Below are 20,076 nucleotides of genomic sequence, written 5' to 3' on the forward strand. Positions count from 1 at the left end.
AGTCAGCCCCCGACCTTACCCCGCGCGGAAGACGCCGATCAATCCGGCGCGCGACTCAGCGTTTCGGAACCAACCGGATCTCGAACACCTTCGGCCAATGCTTGCCGGTGACGAACAGGCGGTCATGCGCGGCATCGTAAGCGATGCCGTTGAGCACGTCGTCCACCGGATTGTCGAGCTTCGAGACATCGAGCAGTCCGGCGAGATCGATCCAGCCGACGACATGGCCCGTCTTCGGATCGATGCGCGCGATGCGTTCGGTCTGCCAGATGTTCGCGTAGATCTCGCCCTTGACCCACTCCAGCTCGTTGACCTGCCGCACAGGCTTCCCGTTCGCGGTGACGTCGATCGACCCGGTGCGCTGGAAGCTGGCCGGATCCAGCACGCGGATGGTCGGCGTGCCGTCGCTCATGTAGATGTGCGTCGCGTCGCGCGTCAGCGCCCAGCCTTCGCCGGGATAACGGAAGCCGCCCGCGAGTTTCATCGTGGCCTTGTCGTAGACGAAGGCCACGCCATCCTGCCAGGTGAGCTGCACGAGTTTCGTGCCCGAGGCGATGATGCCCTCGCCGAAATAGCCCTTCGGCGTATCGACCTGCTGTACCACCTCGCCGGTGTCGAGACGGACCTTGCGCACCGTCGACGCGCCGAGTTCGCCGGTGCTCTCGTAGAGGAACCCGTCTTCATAGAAGAGACCTTCGGTGAAGGCGCCCGGATCATGCGGAAATTCGCGCACGATCTTGTACCCGTAGACCGGGATCGTCGCCGCGGCCAGCGAAGGGACGCACGCGAGGGATAGAAGGGCCGCGGCGAGGCGGAGATACGGGAACCTGGGCACGAGAGACTCCATGGCGGACGGCGCATGGTAAGAAAAAGGGGCGCCGGAGCGCCCCTTTTCGTCGCACGCACGCGATCCGGGAGGATCAGATGGCGTAGTACATCTGGAACTCGAGCGGATGCGTGCTCGCGCGGTAGCGCGTGACTTCCTGCATCTTCAGCGCGATGTAGCCGTCGATGAAGTCGTCGGTGAACACGCCGCCCGCCTTGAGGAACTCACGATCCTTGTCGAGCGCGACCAGCGCCTCGTCGAGGCTCGCGCAGACCTGCGGGATGTTCTTCTCTTCTTCCGGCGGCAGGTCGTAGAGATCCTTGTCGGCCGGCGCACCCGGGTCGATCTTGTTCAGGATGCCGTCGAGGCCGGCCATCATCAGCACGGTGAACGTCAGGTAGCCCGACTGCATCGGATCCGGGAAGCGGATCTCGATGCGGCGACCCTTCGGGCTCGACACGTACGGGATGCGGCACGAGGCCGAGCGGTTGCGCGCCGAGTAGGCGAGCATGACCGGTGCCTCGTAGCCCGGGACGAGGCGCTTGTAGCTGTTCGTCGTCGAGTTGGCGAAGGCGTTGATGGCCTTGGCGTGCTTGAAGATGCCGCCGATGTACCACAGCGCGGTCTGCGAGAGGCCACCGTAGAGGTCGCCCGCGAAGAGGTTCTCGCCGTTCTTCGACAGCGACTGGTGCACGTGCATGCCCGAGCCGTTGTCGCCGACGATCGGCTTCGGCATGAACGTCACGGTCTTGCCGGCCTGGTGCGCGACGTTCTTGATGACGTACTTCATCGTCATCAGTTCGTCAGCCTTCTTCACCAGCGTGTTGAAGCGCGTGCCGATCTCGCACTGGCCGGCGTTCGCGACTTCATGGTGGTGCACTTCCACCACCTGGCCGAGCGACTCCAGCACCTTGCACATGTCGGCGCGCAGGTCGCCGAGGCTATCGACCGGGCTGACCGGGAAATAGCCGCCCTTCACGCCCGGACGGTGGCCGGTGTTGGTGCCGTCGTACTTGTAACGCGAGGCCCAGGCGGCTTCTTCCGAGTTGATCTCGTAGAACACGCGGCCCATGTCGTTCTGCCAGCGGATCGAGTCGAAGATGAAGAACTCGGGCTCCGGACCGAAGAACGCCGTGTCGGCGATGCCGGTGGACTTCAGGTACGCCTCGGCGCGCTTCGCGATGGAACGCGGATCGCGGCCATAGGCCTGCATGGTGCTCGGCTCGAGCACGTCGCAATGCATGATCAGCTGCTTGTGGGCGCTGAACGGATCGAGGTGCGCCGTTTCCGGGTCCGGCATGAGGACCATGTCCGACTCGTTGATGCCCTTCCAGCCCGCGATCGACGAGCCGTCGAACATCTTGCCGTCTTCGAAGGTGCCTTCGTCGATGGCATGCGAGGGGAACGTCACGTGATGGTGCTTGCCGAGGATGTCGGCGAAGCGCAGGTCGACGAACTCGATTTCCTCGTCCTTGATCAGGTTCAGCACTTTGGAGACGGCGGACATACAAACCTCGAATGGGTGTTGGGCTTCGGGGACGGAGCAAACGTTGTGCCAGCGCTTCCGCGTCTCGCGGACCGGCCTGGGCCAAGCCCCGGCATCATAGACCGGGCGGGGCGGCCATGTGCAAATGCACCGATATGGTGCAACGGGACGAATCTTGCACCTCCTCCGGTCCGATGTCGGCGCCTCGGGGCGTAACGGGGTTTACGCTGGCACCATGCGGCGGTTCCCGCCCCCGGCCGCCGCCATGCGTTTCGCCCTCCTCGCCTCGTTCATCGCTGTCGCCACGTCCGCCGCCGTGGCGGAAACCGCGCCCCGCACCTGGGCCAACCCGATCGACATCGACTACCGCTACAACTTCGAGCAGATGAACGAGGGGATCTCGTATCGCACGGGCGCGGATCCGGCGATCGTCCGGTACGACGATGCGTACTACCTGTTCCAGACGCTGGCCGACGGGTACTGGATGTCGAAGGATCTGGTGGACTGGCGCTTCGTGAAGCCGGATCACTGGCCCTTCGACAGCGAGGTCGCGCCGGCGACGCTCGTGGCCGACGGCAAGCTGTTCCTCATGCAGTCCGCGTTCGCGCCGCGCCCGCTGATGGTCTCGACCGATCCCGCGCATGGTCGCTGGTCGTTCTGGACGCGGCAGTTACCACCGGTACCGGGCGCGACGCAGTACGACGAGACCGGCACGCGAGTAGCGAACGGACCGCTGCCGCCAGGACCGTGGGATCCGGGCCTGCTCCGGGATGACGACGGCCAGGTGTACCTCTACTGGGGTTCGTCGGACAGGCACCCGCTCTACGGTGCGCGGGTGGATTTCCGGCTCGACTCCGACGAGGGCGAAGGCAAGCGGCTCGCATTCCTGACGACACCGGCGGCGTTCATCCACCTGGATCCCGCGAATCACGGCTGGGAGCGCTTTGGCCCCGATCACACCTTGGGCGACCGGCCCGCGTACATGGAGGGCGCATGGATGAACCGGCACGGCGACCGCTATTACCTGCAGTACGCGGCGCCCGGCACCGAGTACAACGTCTACGGCACCGGCGTTTACGTCGGCAGGGCGCCGCTCGGGCCGTTCGAATACGCCCCGTACAACCCGGTGGGCTACAAGCCGGGCGGCTTCGTCACGGGCGCGGGTCATGGCTCGACGTTCGAAGACGCGTTCGGCAACGCCTGGAACGCGGGTACCGCGTGGCTCGGCGTGAACTGGACGTTCGAACGTCGCATCGACCTGTTCCCTGCCGGCTGGCATGACGACGGCCAGATGTGGATCGATACGCGATTCGGCGACTTTCCCCGGCGCATGCCGGATCACAAGCTGCGCGACGGGGAAAGCACGTTCACCGGATGGATGCTGCTGTCGTACCGCAAGCCCGTCACCGCGTCCTCTTCGCTGCCGGACCACGCCGCGTCCACCGTGACCGACGAAAACCCGCGCTCGTTCTGGGTGGCCCGCGACAACACGGCCGGTCAAACGCTGACGGTCGACCTACGCGGCACGCCCACCGTGCGCGCCGTACAGGTGAACTACGCCGACTACCGATCGGATCGCTACGGCGACGCTCCCGATCTCGTGACGCAATTCGTACTTCAGGGTTCACTCGATGGCCGCCAGTGGAACGTGCTCGCCGATCTCTCGAACGAGTCACGCGATCGACCCAACGCGTACATCGAACTGACACACCCGACGAAGCTGCGCTACGTGCGCTATGTGCATAAACATACCGGCGGGAAGCATCTTGCGATCTCGGACCTGCGGGTCTTCGGAAACGCGGAAGGTCCTGCGCCCGCCGCGCCCATCCGTGTCACGGCGACACGCGGCGCCGATTCCCGGGAGGCCACGATCTCGTGGGCGCCCGTCGGGGGCGCGGTGGGCTACAACGTGCGCTGGGGCCTCGCCGCCGATCGCCTGCATTCCACGTACCAGCGTTTCGCGGACCAGCCCACATCGTTTACGCTTCGTGCTCTGAACAAGGGCGTTCGCTATGTCGTGGCCGTGGAGGCGTTCGACGAGCGTGGCGTTTCGGCCTTGTCGCAGACCGTTGTCATCGCTCCGTAGCTTTCGCGCGCGAGCGCGCTCCCGCCCGACGGCGGGAATCGTTCCACTTCCCTGGGTTTTCGCATGACCAACCGACACGACGACGATACGCCCGACGAAGGACGTCGGCGCCTGCTTGGCGGCATGGCCACGACCGGCGCGCTGCTCGCGCTCGGCGGCCTCGATGCCGCGGCGGCCGACGGCAAGCTCGCCCCGACGCCGGCACCGGGCGGCAAGGCACTCGACGCCCTGCTCGCGAAGCACATCCACAACGTCGTGGTGATCTACGCCGAGAACCGCAGCTTCAATAACCTCTTCGGCGACTTCCCCGGCCTTCAGCAGCCGCTGAGCGGCGTGCCCGCCGAGCGGCTGGTGCAGCGCGATCGCGACGGGACGCCCCTGAAGACGCTGCCGCCGATCTGGGGCGGAATGGTGCCGCACGAACAGGTCGTCGACCACAAGACGTACAAGATCGGCGAGAAGGACATCACCGGCCTGCCGAACGCGCCGTGGGCGCTGCACACCGGCGACGGCACGCCGCTGCCGCACGGCCTGGTCACGCGCGACCTCGTGCATGCGTTCTACAACAACCAGCTGCAGATCAACGGCGGCAAGAACGACGGCTTCGTCGCCTGGGGCGACAACGGCGCGCTGACCATGGGTCATTACGCCAGCGCACCGGTCCATCTGCGTCTCTGGCGGCTCGCCGAGCAGTTCACGCTGTGCGACAACTTCTTCATGGGCGCTTTCGGTGGCTCGTTCCTCAACCACCAGTACCTCGTCGCCGCCCGCCCGCCGTTCTATCCTGATGCCGACAAGAGCCCGGCGCAGTTCAACATCGCGGTCACGGAAAGCGGCGACCCCACCGATTTCCGCCTGAAGATGGCCGAGGATTCGCCGAAGAGCGCGATGGACGGCAAGCCGAAGTTCGCGCACCACAACACGCTGACTCCGGACTTCTACGCGGTGAACACGATCGGCCCGCCGTACTCGCCGGGCTTCAACGTCGACCGCACGAACCCGCTGCTCGCGGATGCCACGAGCGCCAACACACTGGTCGCGCAGACGCACAAGCACATCGGCGACATGCTCTCGGCGAAGGACGTCGACTGGGCCTGGTATGGCGGCGCGTTCCAGGCCGCGCTCGATGGCAAGGGCGATGGCGACGACGCCAGCTTCCCGCAGACGCCGAACTTCCAGCCTCACCATCAGCCGCTGAATTACTTCGTGTCGCTCGCACCGGGAACCGACGCGCGCAAGCGGCACCTGCGCGACGGCGGACTTGGCGAGACGGCGTCGACGAACCATTTCCTGGCCGATGTCGCCGCCGGCAAGCTGCCGCCCGTGACGTTCTACAAGCCACAGGGCGACCTCAACATGCATGCCGGCTACTCGGACGTCGAGGCTGGCGACCGCCACATCGCTAACGTCGTGCATGCGCTGCAGAAGAGCCCGCAGTGGAAGAACATGCTCGTGGTGGTGACGTTCGACGAGAATGGCGGCTGGTGGGACCACGTCGCACCGCCGAAGGGCGATCGCTGGGGACCGGGCACGCGCATTCCCGCGCTCGTGATCTCGCCGTTCGCGAAGAAGGGCCACGTCGAGCACACCATCTACGACACGGGTTCCATCGCACGCTTCATCACGCGACGCTTCGGACTCGAGAAGCTGCCGGGCCTCAAGATGCGCGAGGATGCGATGGTGGCCGCCGGCGGTCCGGCGCCGGGTGATCTGACCGAGACGCTGGCTTTTCCGGCCAAGGCCTGACGGCGCGGCTACACCGGCATCCTGCCCGCTGCCGCGGGATCGCCGATACGATCGGCTCCCACCAGAGCGGCGCTGCTTGGGTGGGAGCCGATCGTATCGGCGATGGGTGCTCGCACAGGTTCCTGTTCAGTGGCCGCCCGTGCCGCCCGGCGCGAAGGGTGGTTTGGCGAACCACACCGCGATCATCGCGATGCCGAACATCAGCCCGAAGACCCAGAATACGTCGTTCACCGCGAGGGTCGCCGCCTGCAGGTCGACGATGCGGTTCAGCGCGGCGTTGGCGCTCGGTCCCTGCGCACCGAAGGTCTGCAGCCGGTCGAGGTATTCGGTCGTGGCGCGTCCGCCTTCCGTCACGTTCTCGGACAGCACGGCGTGGTGGTACGTCGTGCGATGCGAGTACATGGTGGTACTCACGGCGGTGGCGATGCTGCCCGCGAGCGTACGGAAGAAGTTGGACAGGCCCGACGCGCTCGCGACCTGATCGTCGCGCAGGCCCGCGAGGATGATCTGGTTCACGGGCACGAAGAACACCGCGACACCCGCGCCCATGCACATGCGCGGTATGGCCAGCTCGCTGTATGGCGCGTTCGTGCTCAGGTTCGCCATGTAGAACGACGCCCCGGCGAAGATCGCGAAGCCCACGGTATTGAGCACGCGCAGGTCGAACCGGTTCTGGAAGGCGCCAACGAGTGGCGACATGATGATCGCGAGCACGCCGATCGGCGCCACGACGAAGCCGGCCCATGTGGCCGTGTAGCCCAGGACCTCCTGCACCCACATCGGCATCACCACCGTGCCACCGAAGAACGCGAACATGCCGAGCGACAGGCACAGGACACCGACGAGGAAGTTGCGTTTGGTGAGCAGGCGCAGTTCGACCACCGGGTGCTTGTGCATCAGCTCCCAGGCGATGAGGAAGGTCAGGCAGACGACGGCCACGATCGCGAGGATGACGATGTTGGTCGAGGAGAACCAGTCGTCGTCGTTACCGTTGTCGAGCATGAACTGCAGGCAGCCCACGCCAACCGCCAGCAGGAACAGACCCACCGCGTCGATGGGCATCTTCGCCGTCTTCGACTCGCGATCGCGCAGCAGCGCGTACGTGATCACGAGCGCGAAGATGCCGACCGGTATGTTGATGAAGAAGATCCACGACCAGTGGTAGTTGTCCGTGATCCACCCGCCCAGGATCGGGCCGAACACGGGCGCGACGACCACCGTCATCGCCCAGAGCGCCAGCGCGATGGGTCGCTTGGCCACCGGGTAGTTGTTGAGCAGCAGGGTCTGCGACAGCGGCACCATCGGACCCGACACCGCCCCCTGGCAGAGACGGAACACGATCAGCATCGGCATGCTCTGCGCGAGCCCGCACATGGCCGAGAACACGACGAAGAGCAGCACGGAAATCGTGAACGTGCGCACTTCGCCGAAGCGCTTCGCGATCCACCCCGTCAGGGGCTGCATCACGGCGCTCGCCATCGAATAGGCGCTGATCGCCATGGTGCCTTCGTTGCTGCTCACGCCGAGGTTGCCGGCGATGGTGCGCACCGAGACGTTGACGATGGAGATGTCGAGCACCTCCATGAACGTCGCGAGCGCGACGCCTGCCGTGAGCAACGCGAGCGCGCCGCCCTTCAGCGGCGGCTTCGCCGGTGCCTGCTTCGCCTGCGCCATCGGTCAGGCGCCGCGTCGGGCCGGTAACGGCTTCGGTGTGGCGTCGACGGTGTTGGCCCTGATGATCTCCTCCGCGCGCTGGTCGGCCTCGCCCATCTCGCGCTCGTAGACGTTGGTCACCGCCAGCGGCTTCGTGCGCGGCGTCTCGGCCAGCACCTTGCCATCGCGATCGTGGGTATCGACGTTGACGTCGGTCGACAGGCCGACGCGAAGCGGATGGCGGCGCAGGTCTTCGGCATCGAGCGCGATGCGCACCGGCAGGCGCTGCACGACCTTGATCCAGTTGCCCGTCGCGTTCTCGGCCGGCAGCAGCGAGAACGCGCTGCCGGTGCCCGCGTTGAGGCCGACGACCTTGCCGTGGTACTCCACGTCGGAGTACATGTCGGTGCTGATCTTCACCGGCTGGCCGATGCGGATGTGCTCGAGCTGCGTCTCCTTGAAGTTCGCGTCCACCCACAGATCCTGCAGCGGCACGACCGTGAGCAGGTCCTGCCCCGGCTGGATGCGCTGGCCCACCTGCACCTGGCGTCGCGCCGCGTAGCCTTCGATCGGCGAGACGATCGCGTTGCGCCCGTTGTTCACCCACGCGTTGCGGAACTGCGCGCGTGCCTGGATCACGGCCGGGTAATCCTCCACGGTCGTGCCGTCGACCTGCGCATGCGCGGCCGCCGCCTCGCGCTCCGCGGCCTGCAATGCCGCGAGCGCCTGCTGCATCTGGCGCCGTCCCGTGTCGACTTCCTCGGCCGAGACGGCGCGGCGCTCGAGCAGCGGATGACGCCGGTTGTACTCGTCGCGTGCCTGTTCGTACTGGGCGCGGCGCTGGGGAATCGCGGCGTCGGCCTGGTTGGCCTGCTGCATCCGTGCCTGCGCCTCGCGCACGGCCTGCGCTAGCTGGCCTTCGGCGTTCATCAGGCTCACGCGTGCGTCGACCGGATCCAGCCGGATCAACACCTGCCCGGCGTGGACGCGGTCGGTTTCCTCCACCGCCACTTCGACGACGGTTCCCGCGACACGCGAGGAGATCGTCACCATGTCGCCCTTCACGTAGGCGTCGTCGGTGGTTTCGCGCTGCGAGAAGACGAAGATGTACAGCAGGAGCCACGTGAGGCCGGCAAGGATGAAGACGGCCGCGATCACCGACAGGACGATGACCTTCTTCCGCTTCGCCTTCGGGTCTTCCTTCTTGTCGTCGTCCTTCTTGCCATCTTCCTTCTTTTCTTCCTTGCCCTGCTCGCCATCCTTCCCGGCGTTCTCGTCCTCGCCCTTCCCGGCTTTCTTCTCGTCGTCCGTGTCGTCGTCGCGCTCGCCACGCGGCGATGCGTCCCCGTACTTGTGCAGGTACTTGTAGCGGTACTTGTACGGCTGCGGCGGCGGGGTGTCGTCGTTGTCGTCGCGCGGGCCTTCGTTTTCGGGAGTCATCGGGTGGAGTCCTTGCCGGCATCCGCGGCCGGAAGATCGGGCAGGTCGTCGGCGCGGTAACCGCCGCCGAGCGCGTGGATGAGCGAGAGATTGGCCGAGAGCGTCTGGCTGGCGAGTTGCAGGCGCGCGTCGCGTTGCTGGTCGAGCTGCATGTCCGCGTCGAGCCAGGTACGGTCGTCGATGAGGCCTTTCGAACGGCGGTCCGCCGCCTTGGCCTTCTGCGCGGCGCTGGCTTCGTACTGACGGTCCACCTGCGTGCGCTGCGCCGCCAGCGTGGTCAGCGTGGCGACGCCCTGCGCGACCTCGCCGGCCGCCTGCACGACGGCGGCGTCGTACTGGGCCACGGCGGTGTCGAGCTGCGCCTGCGCGCCTTCGTACTGCGCACGAAGACGTCCGCCGCTGAAGATCGGCAGCTGCACGGACGCGCCGATGTTGCCAAGCGTGAGATCCGTCCGCGTGCCGGAGCCGAGGTCCGGATACGTGCGCAGGAACGCGCCCAGCGCGGTCAGGCTCACGTTGGGGTAGTACGCCTTGCGCGCCTGGTCGATGTTCTTCGCGGAGGCCTCGATCTGCCAGCGCGCGGCGGCGATGTCGGGTCGACGCGCCAGCAGGCCGAGACGCGCGTCGGCGGGCAGGCTCGTGTCCGCGACCGGAAGGGGCGACGGCACGAGCGTGCCCAGTTCCTTCGGCGAGACGCCCGCGAGCGCGGCGAGCTGGACGAGGTCGAGCTCCGCCGCGCCTTCGAGCCGCGCCACCGAGAGACGTAGCTGCGCTTCGCGGCCATCGGCCTGATCGAGCGCCGTCGGGTCGTCGAGGCCACTACGCACCCGCAGCGCGACCAGCTCGCGATACTGCGCGGCGCTTTCGGCGGCGTGCCTGGCGACGGCGAGACGCGCCTGCTGCGCCTGCCAGTCGAAATAGGTGTTCACCACGTTGTACTGCAGGGACGCGGCGGCGGAGGCGCGTTCGGCCTCCGCGGCGCGCGCCTGGCCCACCGCCGCGGCGACGGCGTCCTTCTGCCGGCCCCACAGATCCAGGTCCCACGTCGCGAGCGCGCCCGCGACGCCGCTGTTGCTCCAGCTGTTGCCCGGATTGAGCTGGAAGCCCTGCGCGTTGCCCGCCGCACCCGGCGCTTCACCGCGCACGTCGACGTCGCTGTAGCCGTGGCTGCCGGTCAGAAGACCGCGTACCTGCGGATTCAGCTCCGCGCGCGCCGTGTCCACCGCGCGCAAGGCCGCGCGATAGCGTGCCTCGGCCTGCTCCATGTTCGGCGAACCGCGCATCGCGACATCGACGATCCGGTCGAGCTGTGCGTCGGAGTAACTCCGCCACCATTCGCCGGGTGGCCACCCCGCCTTGCCGCCGGGGAGGCCCGCGATGGGCACCTCGTCGCGCGGAACGAAAGCCGGGGGCCGCACCGGCGGTGCGCACGCGCCGAGCAGGAGCGCCGCGACGACGACGGCGACGCGCAGGTCACGGCGTCGGCGGCCCGGCGAATGGAGGAGAAACGCCATGGCAGGTCCGTATGGAAAGTTCTTGCGAACCGGACGGGCGAGATGCGCCCTCCGTCACGTATCGGGACGATATCAGCGCCCCGCGTGGGCGCCGCGTGACGGTGCGGGGCGTGCAGCGGCTAAGCTATGCCGTCGTCCCCCACTGGAATCCCCGCCACGTGAACGATCTGCTCAGCGCCATCCTCCTCGGCATCGTCGAGGGGATCACCGAGTTCCTCCCCATCTCCAGCACGGGCCACCTGCTCATCGCCGAACGCTGGCTCGGTGCGCGCTCCGACCTCTTCAACATCGCGATCCAGGCCGGCGCGATCCTCGCCGTGACCTTCATCTACTGGCGCACGCTGTGGAGTTTCGTCGTCAACTGGCGGCGTCCCGAGACGCGCGATTACCTGATGAAGCTCTCCGTTGCTTTCGTGATCACCGCCGTGCTCGGTCTGGTCGTCGCGAAGCTGGGCTTCAAGCTTCCCGAGACCGTGACGCCCATCGCCTGGGCCCTCATCGCCGGCGGCATCTGGATGATGCTGGCGGAGAAGCTTGCGGAAAACCGCCCCGAGCGCGCCGCCATCACGTGGAAGGTGGCGATCCTGGTCGGCCTCGCGCAGATCGTGGCCGGCGTCTTTCCCGGCACGTCGCGCTCGGCCGCGACGATCTTCATCGCAATGCTCGCGGGTACCAACAATCGCGCCGCCGCCACGGAATTCGCCTTCCTCGTCGGCATCCCCACCATGTACGCCGCCACCGGCTATGAGCTGCTGAAGACGTTCACGCACGGCGGCGCGGCGGGCGAGGACTGGACCGGTCTCGGCGTGGCCTTCGTCGTCTCGACCATCGTCGCGTTCGTGGCGGTGAAGTGGCTACTGGGCTACATCCGTTCGCATCGTTTCACCGCGTTCGCGGTCTACCGCATCGCGCTCGGCATCGCGCTGCTGCTGCTCCTTCCCGCCGGAGGCTGACCCGCTTCCATGGAAAGCACCCGTTACCGGCTGATGGACCTGACGATCGATCTCGCGCGCCAGCGGGTCGAGCGCGATGGCCGGTGGCTCGACGTGACGGGGCTCAGCTTCCGGCTGCTTGCCTGCCTGCTGGAGCACGCGGACCGCGCCGTCGGCTTCGACGAACTGATGGCCGAGGTCTGGGCGCCGGCCGTCGTGAACGAGGAGACCGTCACGCAGCGCGTGCGCTTGCTGCGCCAGGCGCTGGGTGACGACGCCAGGCAGCCGCGTTACGTGCGCACGGTGCGCGGACGCGGTTACCAGCTGGGCGCGCCGCCCGTGCCGCTGGCGAACGGTGGAGCGCATCGCCGCTTCCTCTGGCCCGCCGTCGCCGCCGTCGGCGTGCTCGCGGTCGGAGGCGTCGCCCTGGCGTTCCTTTCGCACGACCGCAAGCCCCCCGCGAGCGCGCAGCGCGACGTGCTCGATCGTGCGCGCTGGTACGCGGCGATGGGCCAGCGGGAGAACAACGAACGCGCGCTCGCCCTGTACGAGCGCGCGTTACGCGACGCGCCGGACGATGTCGACGCGCTCGCAGGCGCCAGTCGCGCCCGTTCCGCCCGTACATGTCTTTACAACGCGAGTGCCGACGAGGCCCGCGAGGGGCTGAAGCTGGCGTCGCGCGCCGTCTCGGTCCGGGCCGACAGCGGCAACGCGTGGTCGGCCCTGGGCTACGCGCGCGATTGCCTCGGCGACATCGCCGGCGCGATCGGCGGCTACGAGCGTGCCGTCCGGCTCGATCCGGATGACGACGCGAGCCGCGCGTCGGCGGCCTACCTGTACCAGGAGCAGGGCCGCCTCGCGGACGCGCTGCGCGCGAACCTCGACATGCGCGGCGATCCGGCGCGCGTGCGCTTCCGCGAGGTGCAGGTGGCTCGCGAATACGAACTGCTCGGGTTCACTGCGCAGGCGGAAACCCATTACCGCCATGTGTTCGACCTGTCGCCGGACAACGTCTTCGGCAACATCGCCTGGCCCGCGTTCCTGTTCGCGCAGGGACGCCTCGACGACGCGCGCACGGCGGTCGCCGAGTCCCGCGCCCGTGGCACGGCGCGCGCCGAACTCGCCCAGCTCGACGGCGAACTCGCGCTGTCGCGTGGCGACCGCGCCGGGGCCGCCCACGCGTTCGCCGAAGCGAAAGCGTTGCGGCCCGACGCGTCCCTCCCTGCCACGCTCGCGGCATTGCATGGCGAGGCCCCGGTCGATCCGGCGTGGCTGCGCGAACGCATCGCCGGGCTGCGCACCGCGCTGCACGACGATCCCTGGCCCTCGAGCCGGCTGGAGCTCGCGCTGCTGCTCCAGGCGGCGGGCGACACCGAGGGCGCGGTCGCGGCGCTGTCCGACGCGGTCGAGAGAGGCTGGCGCGACGCCGCTTACCTGCGCGTGTCGCCCCTGTTCGCCTCGTTACGCCAGGCGCCCGCGTTCAACGACGTCGTGGATGCCATCGCACGCCGCGTCGCCGCGGAGCGGCAACGGGTTCGGGAGGCGCCCTGGTGCCCGCCGGAGCTGGGGTCGCACTGAGCCAGGCCCTTACCGCGGCAACGCGGCGAGCACGATGTCCCGGAATATCCCCTGCGACTGCGGATGCGCGAAGCCCTGGTTGTAGGCCTGGCTCGTGACGACGGCGACCAGTCCGCGCTCGGGCAGGACGAAGACGTAGTTGCCCCCATTGCCGCTCATGGCCCATACCTTCGTTTCCACGCCGTGCACCGGAAAGCGGAACCGCCACCACTGGTAGCCGTAATCCGCATCGTCCCGCGCCTGTGCGCGGACGGTGAGCATCGCGTCGATCCACGCGGCTGGCAGCACCGGCCTGCCCTGCCAGCGTCCTCCGTCGACGGCGAGCTGGCCCAGCTTCGCCAGGTCGCGCGACCGGTAACGCGTGCCGCCACCGCCCATGCCGATGCCTTCGCTCGACGTGTTCCAGCGCACCGCCGTGATGCCGAGCGGGGCCTCCAGCACGTCGTGGGCGAACGCGGCCAGCGGCTGCTTCGTGGCGCGCTCGACGACGGCACCCGCGACGAAGCTGCCGGCCGTGCAGTAGGAGAACGTGCGGCCGTGCGGCGAGTCCTTCGGACGCGTCACCCATGGCGCATAGCCGCGGATCGGGAGGTCGAGCGCGAAGTCGAGCCACCGCTCGGTGACGTACATCCGCTCCTCGTTACCGGACGAGAACGGATTCTCGTCGTCGCATTCCCAGATGGAGCTCATCGTGAGCAGGTCTTCGAGGGTGATGGTGGCCTTCCGCGCATCGGGGTGCGCGAGCCGCACCTCCGGGAAGAAGGCGTAGACCGGCGCTTTCACGTCGCGGATGGCGCCGCGCTGGATCGCAGCGCCCACGAGCATGGCCGTGACGCTCTTGGTGGCCGAGCGCACGTCGTTGAGCAGTTCGGGCGAACCTCCGTTGAAGTAGCGCTCGAACACCAGTCGACCGTGGTCGGCGACGACCAGGCTGGTGATCTTCTTATAGGTGCCGTCGGCGACCTTGTCGTCGAGGGTGGCGAGCGTGGCGGTGTTCCAGCCGAGCGTGGCGGCGTCCGCGACGGCCCAGCCGTCGGACGCCGCCCGAGGTGGCTCGTAACGGCCCGCCGCGGCGGTGGACGACGCAAGAATCAGGGTGATAAAGCAGAGGTGACGCGCGATGCGATGCATGGTCCGGGACTCCCTTGGTGGAGCCCCGAGTCAACCGTGACGGCGTCTGAAGTGCCTGAAACCGCGATGAAGTTTCATGAAGGCGCCATATCGGGGATCAGGCGACGGCCGCGATCTCCATCGCCGGCGGGTTCGCGCGCAGCCGGGCCAGCTCGGCCTGCTGCTGCTCGACCAGCTTGCACTTGGGCTCGCTGGTACGGGTGAACAGTTCGCTGGTCCACTCGATGAAGGCCTGCACGCGGGCCGAGAGGTGGCGCTTCTGCGGGTAGACGATCCACAGGTTGGAACCGGTGGAGATCGTGTCCGTCATGATGATTTCGAGCAGGCCCTTCTCCAGCGCCGTGGCGGCGAGGCAATGCGGGGCCTGGATGACGCCGAGGCCCGCGATCGCGGCCTGGATCACCGATTCGCCGTCGTTGATCAGCATGTTCGCGTCGACGTCCACCGAGACGCGGCCGCCCGGCGAGTCGAACTGCCACTGATACGGCTTGCCGGTGCTGGGATGGACGAAGTTGACCGTCTTGTGCCGCTTCAGGTCGTCGATCGACACCGGCCGGCCGTGCCGCGCCAGATACGAGGGCGCGGCGCAGAGCACGTTGCTGAAGTGCCCGATCTTGCGGGCGATGAGGCTGGAATCCGCCAGTTCGCCCATGCGGATCGCGCAATCGAAGCCTTCCTCGTTCAGATCGAACGGGAAATCGCACATGGTCAGTTCGAGGCGGATATCGGGATAACGGCTCTCGAATTCGGCGAGGTTCGGGATGATCGCGGCGCGTCCGACGGCCGAGGAGGCCGCCACGCGCAGCTTGCCCGCCGGCTTCGTCTTCGCATAACCGAGCGCCTCTGTCGCCTCCGTCAGGTCGGCGAGGATCTCCTTGCATCGTGCATAGAACGCGGAGCCATCGTCGGTCAAACGCAGCGAACGTGTCGAGCGGAAGAAAAGCCTCGCGCCGAGGCTTTCTTCGAGGCGGGAAATGGCGCGACTCACCCCGGAAGGCGTCATCTGCAGGTGCTGGGCGGCCGCCGAGAAGCTCTTGGCCTCGACCACGCGGACGAAAACGCTGATAGCGGAAAAGTCTTCCATCGCCGACTCCATCGTTTGATTCATGACTGAGCGTCAAAGGCGAGGTGATTGTAGACCCATTTTTCGCTTGACGGTCAAGACCTAGATTTCGCCACCTGCGACGGACCGTCTTGACCTCGAGCGCGCTTGAGGTCGTAGGCTCCGCCCCCGCTGTCCGTCACACCCCTTTCTTTCGAAGCTCCAGGACCTCCCCATGAAGAAGAAAATCCTGTTCGGTTCGTCCGCCCTGGCGGTCGCCGTGGTCTCGGCGATCTGGCTCAGCGCCGGCAGCACCGCCAGCCGCGCCGCGGAGCCCGCCGCGGCCCCGCCGGCGCCGGAAGTGACGGTGGCGCAGGTCCTGCTCCGCCCGGTTTCCGACGCCAACGCGTTCACCGGCCGCATCCAGGCGGTGGACACGATCCAGATCCGTCCGCGCGTCAACGGTTACATCGACTCCGTGCACTTCCGCGAGGGCGCGGCGGTGAAGAAGGGCGACCTGCTGTTCACGATCGACCCGCGCCCCTACCGCGCCGAGGTCGACCGCCTCGCCGCCAATCTCGCCCAGGCGAAGGCCGAAGCGAAGAACGCCGATGCGAATGCCGCCCGTGGCGCCAAGCTGATCGAGCAGCACGCCGTCTCGCGCGAGGAGGCCGACCGCCTCGACACCGCCGCCGCCAGCGCCAAGGCGCAGGTCGCCTCGGTACAGGCCGCGCTCGACAACGCCCGCCTCAATCTCTCGTTCACCGAAGTCCGCGCGCCGGTCGACGGCAAGGTCAGCAATGCGCAGATCACCGCTGGCAACCTCGTGACGCCCAGCGACACGCTGACCAGCGTCGTCACCGTCGACCCGATGTACGTGTACTTCGACGTCGACGAGCAGACCTTCCTCAAGCTGGACCGCCTGCGCCGCCAGAACGGCCGCGCGCCGGACGTGGAGATGGGCCTGGCCGACGAGGAAGGCTATCCGCACACCGGCAAGATCGACTTCATCGACAACCAGGTGCGTGCGGGCGCCGGCACGATCCGCCTTCGCGCGGTGTTCCCGAACGCCGACGGCGCCTACACCCCGGGCCTCTTCGCGCGCGTCGAACTGCGTAGCGGCAACAGCCAGCCGCGCGCGCTGATCGACGACAAGGCCGTCGGCACCGACCTCGGCAACAAGTTCGTCTACGTGCTCGGCAAGGACAAGAAGGTCGAGTACCGCCGCGTCTCCACCGGGGCGCTGGTGGACGGTCTCCGCGTCGTCGATTCCGGCCTGACCGCCGACGACGTCGTGGTCGTCAACGGCCTGCAGCGCGTCCGCCCGGGCGTGGAAGTGAACGCGAAGCGTGTCGCGATGGCGTCGCTGGTACCGGACAACGCGCGCAACGTCGCGTCGCGTCCTGCCGGCGTCGACGCCGTGGCGCAGAACCAGGACTGATCCACCCATGAAAATCGCCCAATTCTTCGTCGAACGCCCGATTCTCGCGGGCGTGCTGTCGGTGCTGTTCCTGATCGCGGGCGGTATCGCCGTGTTCAAGCTGCCGATCAGCGAATACCCGGAGGTCGTCCCGCCGACCGTCGTGGTGAAGGCCAGCTACCCGGGTGCGAACCCGAAGGTGATCGCGGAAACCGTCGCCACGCCGCTCGAAGAGCAGATCAACGGCGTGGAAGGCATGCTGTACACCTCGTCGCAGTCGACCAGCGACGGCACGATGACGCTCACCGTCACGTTCGCGCTCGGCACCGACCTCGACAACGCGCAGGTGCAGACGCAGAACCGCGTGTCGCAGGCGCTGCCGCGCCTGCCCGAGGAAGTTCAGCGCCTCGGCGTCACGACGACCAAGAGCTCGCCCGACCTGACCATGGTCGTGCATCTCACGTCGCCGGACAGCCGCTACGACATGCTCTACCTGTCGAACTACGCCCGCACGCGCATCAAGGACCAGCTCGCCCGTCTCGACGGCGTGGGCGACGTCCAGCTGTTCGGCGCCGGCGAGTACAGCATGCGCATCTGGATGAACCCGGAAAAGCTCGCCATCCGCAACCTCACCACCGGTGACGTGGTGAAGGCGATCCGCGAGCAGAACATCGAGGTCGCCGCGGGCTCGCTGAACGCGCCTCCCGGTCCGAGCAGCAACGCGTTCCAGGTCAACATCAACACGCGCGGCCGCCTGGTGACCGAGGACGACTTCCTCAACATCATCGTGCGCAGCGACGCCTCCGGTTCGGTCACGCACCTGCGCGACGTGGCCCGGGTGGAGCTCGGCTCCAACAACTACGCGCTGCGCAGTCTGCTCAACAACAAGGAAGCGGTAGCCATTCCCATCTTCCAGCGCCCCGGTTCGAACGCGATCGCGATCTCGGACGAAGTGCGCAAGGAGATGGCGGAGCTGAAGAAGGACTTCCCGCAGGGCGTCGACTACTCCATCGTCTACGATCCGACCGTGTTCGTGCGCGGCTCGATCGAAGCCGTGGTGCACACGCTGTTCGAAGCGATCGTGCTGGTCGTGCTCGTGGTGATCCTGTTCCTGCAGACCTGGCGCGCCTCGATCATCCCGCTCGTCGCGGTGCCCGTCTCGCTGATCGGCACGTTCGCGGTGATGTACCTCGCGGGCTTCTCGCTCAACGCGCTGTCGCTGTTCGGCCTGGTGCTGGCGATCGGCATCGTCGTCGACGACGCGATCGTGGTCGTCGAAAACGTGGAACGACACATCGAGCACGGGCTCGATCCCAAGATGGCCACGCGCCAGGCGATGACCGAGGTGACCGGCCCGATCGTGGCCACCGCCCTCGTGCTGTGCGCGGTGTTCGTCCCGGCCGCCTTCATCAGCGGCCTGACCGGCCAGTTCTATCGCCAGTTCGCGCTGACCATCGCCATCTCGACGGTGATCTCCGCGTTCAACTCGCTGACGCTCAGCCCGGCGCTCGCGGCGATCCTGCTCAAGGGTCGCGACGAGCCGAAGGACAAGCTCACCGTGTGGATGGACCGCGGCCTCGGCTGGCTTTTCCGGCCCTTCAACCGCACGTTCGAACGCGCGGCGGACGGCTACGTCGGTGGCGTGAAGAAGATCCTCCGCTTCTCGGCGGTGGTGCTGATGCTCTACGCGGGTCTCGTCGCGCTGGGCGTGTTCGGTTTCATGAAGACGCCGACCGGCTTCGTGCCCCCGCAGGACAAGCAGTACCTCGTGGCCTTCGCGCAGCTGCCGGACGCCGCGTCGCTCGACCGTACCGAGGCGGTGATCCGCAAGATGGGCGAGATCGCGATGAAGGACCCCGGCGCCGAAAGCGCCGTGCAGTTCCCCGGCCTGTCGATCAACGGCTTCACGAACAGCACGAACTCGGGCATCGCGTTCGTCACGCTCAAGCCGTTCGAGGAACGCCGTTCGGCCGACCTCTCGGCCGACGCCATCGCGGCACGCCTCAATGCGCAGTTCGCCGGTATCCAGGATGCGTACATCGCGATCTTCCCGCCGCCGCCGGTCAACGGCCTCGGCACGATCGGCGGTTTCCGCATGCAGATCGAGGACCGCGGCGACCTCGGCTTCGAAGAACTGTTCAAGCAGACGCAGGGCATCATCGCGGCGAGCCAGAAGACGCCGGAACTCGCGCACCTGTTCACCAGCTACCAGGTGAACGTGCCGCAGTTCGACGCCGACGTGGATCGCGAGAAGGCGAAGTCCGAAGGTATCGACCTGGGCGACGTGTTCCAGACGATGCAGGCCTATCTCGGCTCGCTCTACGTGAACGACTTCAACCGCTTCGGCCGCACCTACCAGGTGAACGTGTCCGCGGAGCCGTCGTTCCGCCACGAGCCGTCGGACATCGTCGGCCTGAAGACGCGCAACGCCGCGGGTGACCTCGTGCCACTCGGTTCGTTCCTCACCGTGCGCCAGACCAACGGTCCGGATCGCGTGCAGCACTACAACAGCTTCCCGACCGCGGAAATCAACGGCGGCGCGGCACCGGGCTACAGCACCGGCCAGGCGCAGGCGGCGATGGAGAAGCTGGTCAAGGAAAACCTGCCCAACGGCATGACGTACGAGTGGACCGAGCTGACCTACCAGCAGATCCTCGCCGGCAACACCGCGGTGCTCGTCTTCCCGCTCTCGGTGCTGCTCGTGTTCCTCGTGCTCGCGTCGCTTTACGAGAGCCTGAGCCTGCCGCTGGCGGTGATCCTGATCGTGCCGATGGTGCTGCTGTCCGCGATCGCCGGCGTGATCGTCACGGGTGGCGACAACAACATCTTCACCCAGATCGGCCTGATCGTGCTCGTGGGCCTCGCCTGCAAGAACGCGATCCTGATCGTGGAGTTCGCGCGTGAGGCGGAAATCGAGGGCATGAACCGCGTCGATGCCGTGCTGGAAGCCGCTCGGCTGCGACTGCGCCCGATCCTGATGACGTCCTTCGCGTTCATCATGGGCGTCGTGCCGCTGGTGACCTCGCACGGTGCGGGTGCGGAGATGCGTCACGCGATGGGTGTGGCGGTGTTCGCCGGCATGCTCGGCGTGACGTTCTTCGGCCTCATCTTCACCCCGCTCTTCTACGTGCTGATCCGCGCGTGGAACGAGCGTTCGCAGGCACGCCGCGCGGCGCGCCGCGAGCGCCGTCTCCTCGAACACGCGGCCCGGGAGTCCTGATC

13 protein-coding genes are annotated in these 20,076 nt (G+C 67.4%); 6 read left to right on the forward strand and 7 right to left on the reverse strand.

The features are described 5' to 3' along the window. Window positions 1-55 precede the first annotated feature (55 nt). On the reverse strand, window positions 56-835 hold the full coding sequence (locus BMY69_RS00570; protein WP_090174957.1) for a glutaminyl-peptide cyclotransferase: 780 nt from the start codon (window positions 833-835) through the stop codon (window positions 56-58). Between the two features lie 85 nt (window positions 836-920). Further along, window positions 921-2,333: a type I glutamate--ammonia ligase gene (gene glnA / locus BMY69_RS00575; RefSeq protein WP_090058267.1), complete on the reverse strand. Its 1,413-nt coding sequence runs from the start codon at window positions 2,331-2,333 to the stop codon at window positions 921-923. Window positions 2,334-2,577: 244 nt separating this feature from the next. On the opposite strand from glnA, the gene BMY69_RS00580 reads away from it, so the two are divergent. Together BMY69_RS00580 and acpA are read left to right on the forward strand one after the other, a co-directional pair. Next, window positions 2,578-4,398 carry a family 43 glycosylhydrolase gene (locus BMY69_RS00580; RefSeq protein WP_090174958.1) on the forward strand — a complete coding sequence of 607 codons (1,821 nt, stop codon included), beginning with the start codon at window positions 2,578-2,580 and terminating at the stop codon, window positions 4,396-4,398. A gap of 63 nt (window positions 4,399-4,461) precedes the next feature. After that, complete coding sequence (gene acpA, locus BMY69_RS00585; RefSeq protein WP_090174959.1) at window positions 4,462-6,144, forward strand: acid phosphatase; 1,683 nt, start codon at window positions 4,462-4,464, stop codon at window positions 6,142-6,144. A 126-nt stretch (window positions 6,145-6,270) separates the two neighbouring features. Here the strand turns inward: acpA and BMY69_RS00590 are convergent, their stop codons facing one another. Genes BMY69_RS00590 through BMY69_RS00600 form a run of 3 tightly spaced genes read right to left on the reverse strand, consistent with a single transcriptional unit; the run spans window position 6,271 to window position 10,751 of the window. Further along, window positions 6,271-7,818: a DHA2 family efflux MFS transporter permease subunit gene (locus BMY69_RS00590; protein ID WP_090174960.1), complete on the reverse strand. Its 1,548-nt coding sequence runs from the start codon at window positions 7,816-7,818 to the stop codon at window positions 6,271-6,273. Between the two features lie 3 nt (window positions 7,819-7,821). After that, window positions 7,822-9,237 (reverse strand): HlyD/EmrA/EmrK family protein, encoded by a 1,416-nt coding sequence (locus BMY69_RS00595; protein ID WP_090174961.1) that lies wholly within the window; start codon window positions 9,235-9,237, stop codon window positions 7,822-7,824. Then, window positions 9,234-10,751, reverse strand: coding sequence for an efflux transporter outer membrane subunit (locus tag BMY69_RS00600; RefSeq protein WP_090174962.1), 1,518 nt, complete (start codon window positions 10,749-10,751; stop codon window positions 9,234-9,236). Before BMY69_RS00600 ends, BMY69_RS00595 begins: the two co-directional genes overlap by 4 nt. Window positions 10,752-10,909: 158 nt before the next feature. Between BMY69_RS00600 and BMY69_RS00605 the strand changes: the two genes are divergently transcribed. Both BMY69_RS00605 and BMY69_RS00610 read left to right on the forward strand, forming a co-directional pair. After that, window positions 10,910-11,704, forward strand: coding sequence for an undecaprenyl-diphosphate phosphatase (locus BMY69_RS00605; protein ID WP_217642670.1), 795 nt, complete (start codon window positions 10,910-10,912; stop codon window positions 11,702-11,704). A gap of 9 nt (window positions 11,705-11,713) precedes the next feature. Then, a complete protein-coding gene (locus tag BMY69_RS00610) occupies window positions 11,714-13,261 on the forward strand; it encodes a winged helix-turn-helix transcriptional regulator (protein WP_090174964.1) in 1,548 nt (515 codons plus the stop codon). A 9-nt stretch (window positions 13,262-13,270) separates the two neighbouring features. Here BMY69_RS00610 and BMY69_RS00615 read toward each other — a convergent pair whose 3' ends face one another. Both BMY69_RS00615 and BMY69_RS00620 read right to left on the reverse strand, forming a co-directional pair. Next, window positions 13,271-14,392: a serine hydrolase domain-containing protein gene (locus BMY69_RS00615; RefSeq protein ID WP_090174965.1), complete on the reverse strand. Its 1,122-nt coding sequence runs from the start codon at window positions 14,390-14,392 to the stop codon at window positions 13,271-13,273. Between the two features lie 97 nt (window positions 14,393-14,489). Then, complete coding sequence (locus BMY69_RS00620; protein ID WP_090058245.1) at window positions 14,490-15,476, reverse strand: LysR family transcriptional regulator; 987 nt, start codon at window positions 15,474-15,476, stop codon at window positions 14,490-14,492. Between the two features lie 193 nt (window positions 15,477-15,669). Here BMY69_RS00620 and BMY69_RS00625 point away from each other — a divergent pair, with 193 nt between their 5' ends. Further along, on the forward strand, window positions 15,670-16,875 hold the full coding sequence (locus tag BMY69_RS00625; protein WP_090174966.1) for an efflux RND transporter periplasmic adaptor subunit: 1,206 nt from the start codon (window positions 15,670-15,672) through the stop codon (window positions 16,873-16,875). 7 nt (window positions 16,876-16,882) lie between these two features. Then, entirely contained in the window at window positions 16,883-20,074 is a 3,192-nt protein-coding gene (locus tag BMY69_RS00630) for an efflux RND transporter permease subunit (protein WP_090174967.1), read from the forward strand. The last annotated feature ends 2 nt before the right edge of the window (window positions 20,075-20,076 follow it).

This window comes from Luteibacter sp. UNC138MFCol5.1 (genome assembly GCF_900110505.1).
Taxonomy (GTDB): domain Bacteria; phylum Pseudomonadota; class Gammaproteobacteria; order Xanthomonadales; family Rhodanobacteraceae; genus Luteibacter.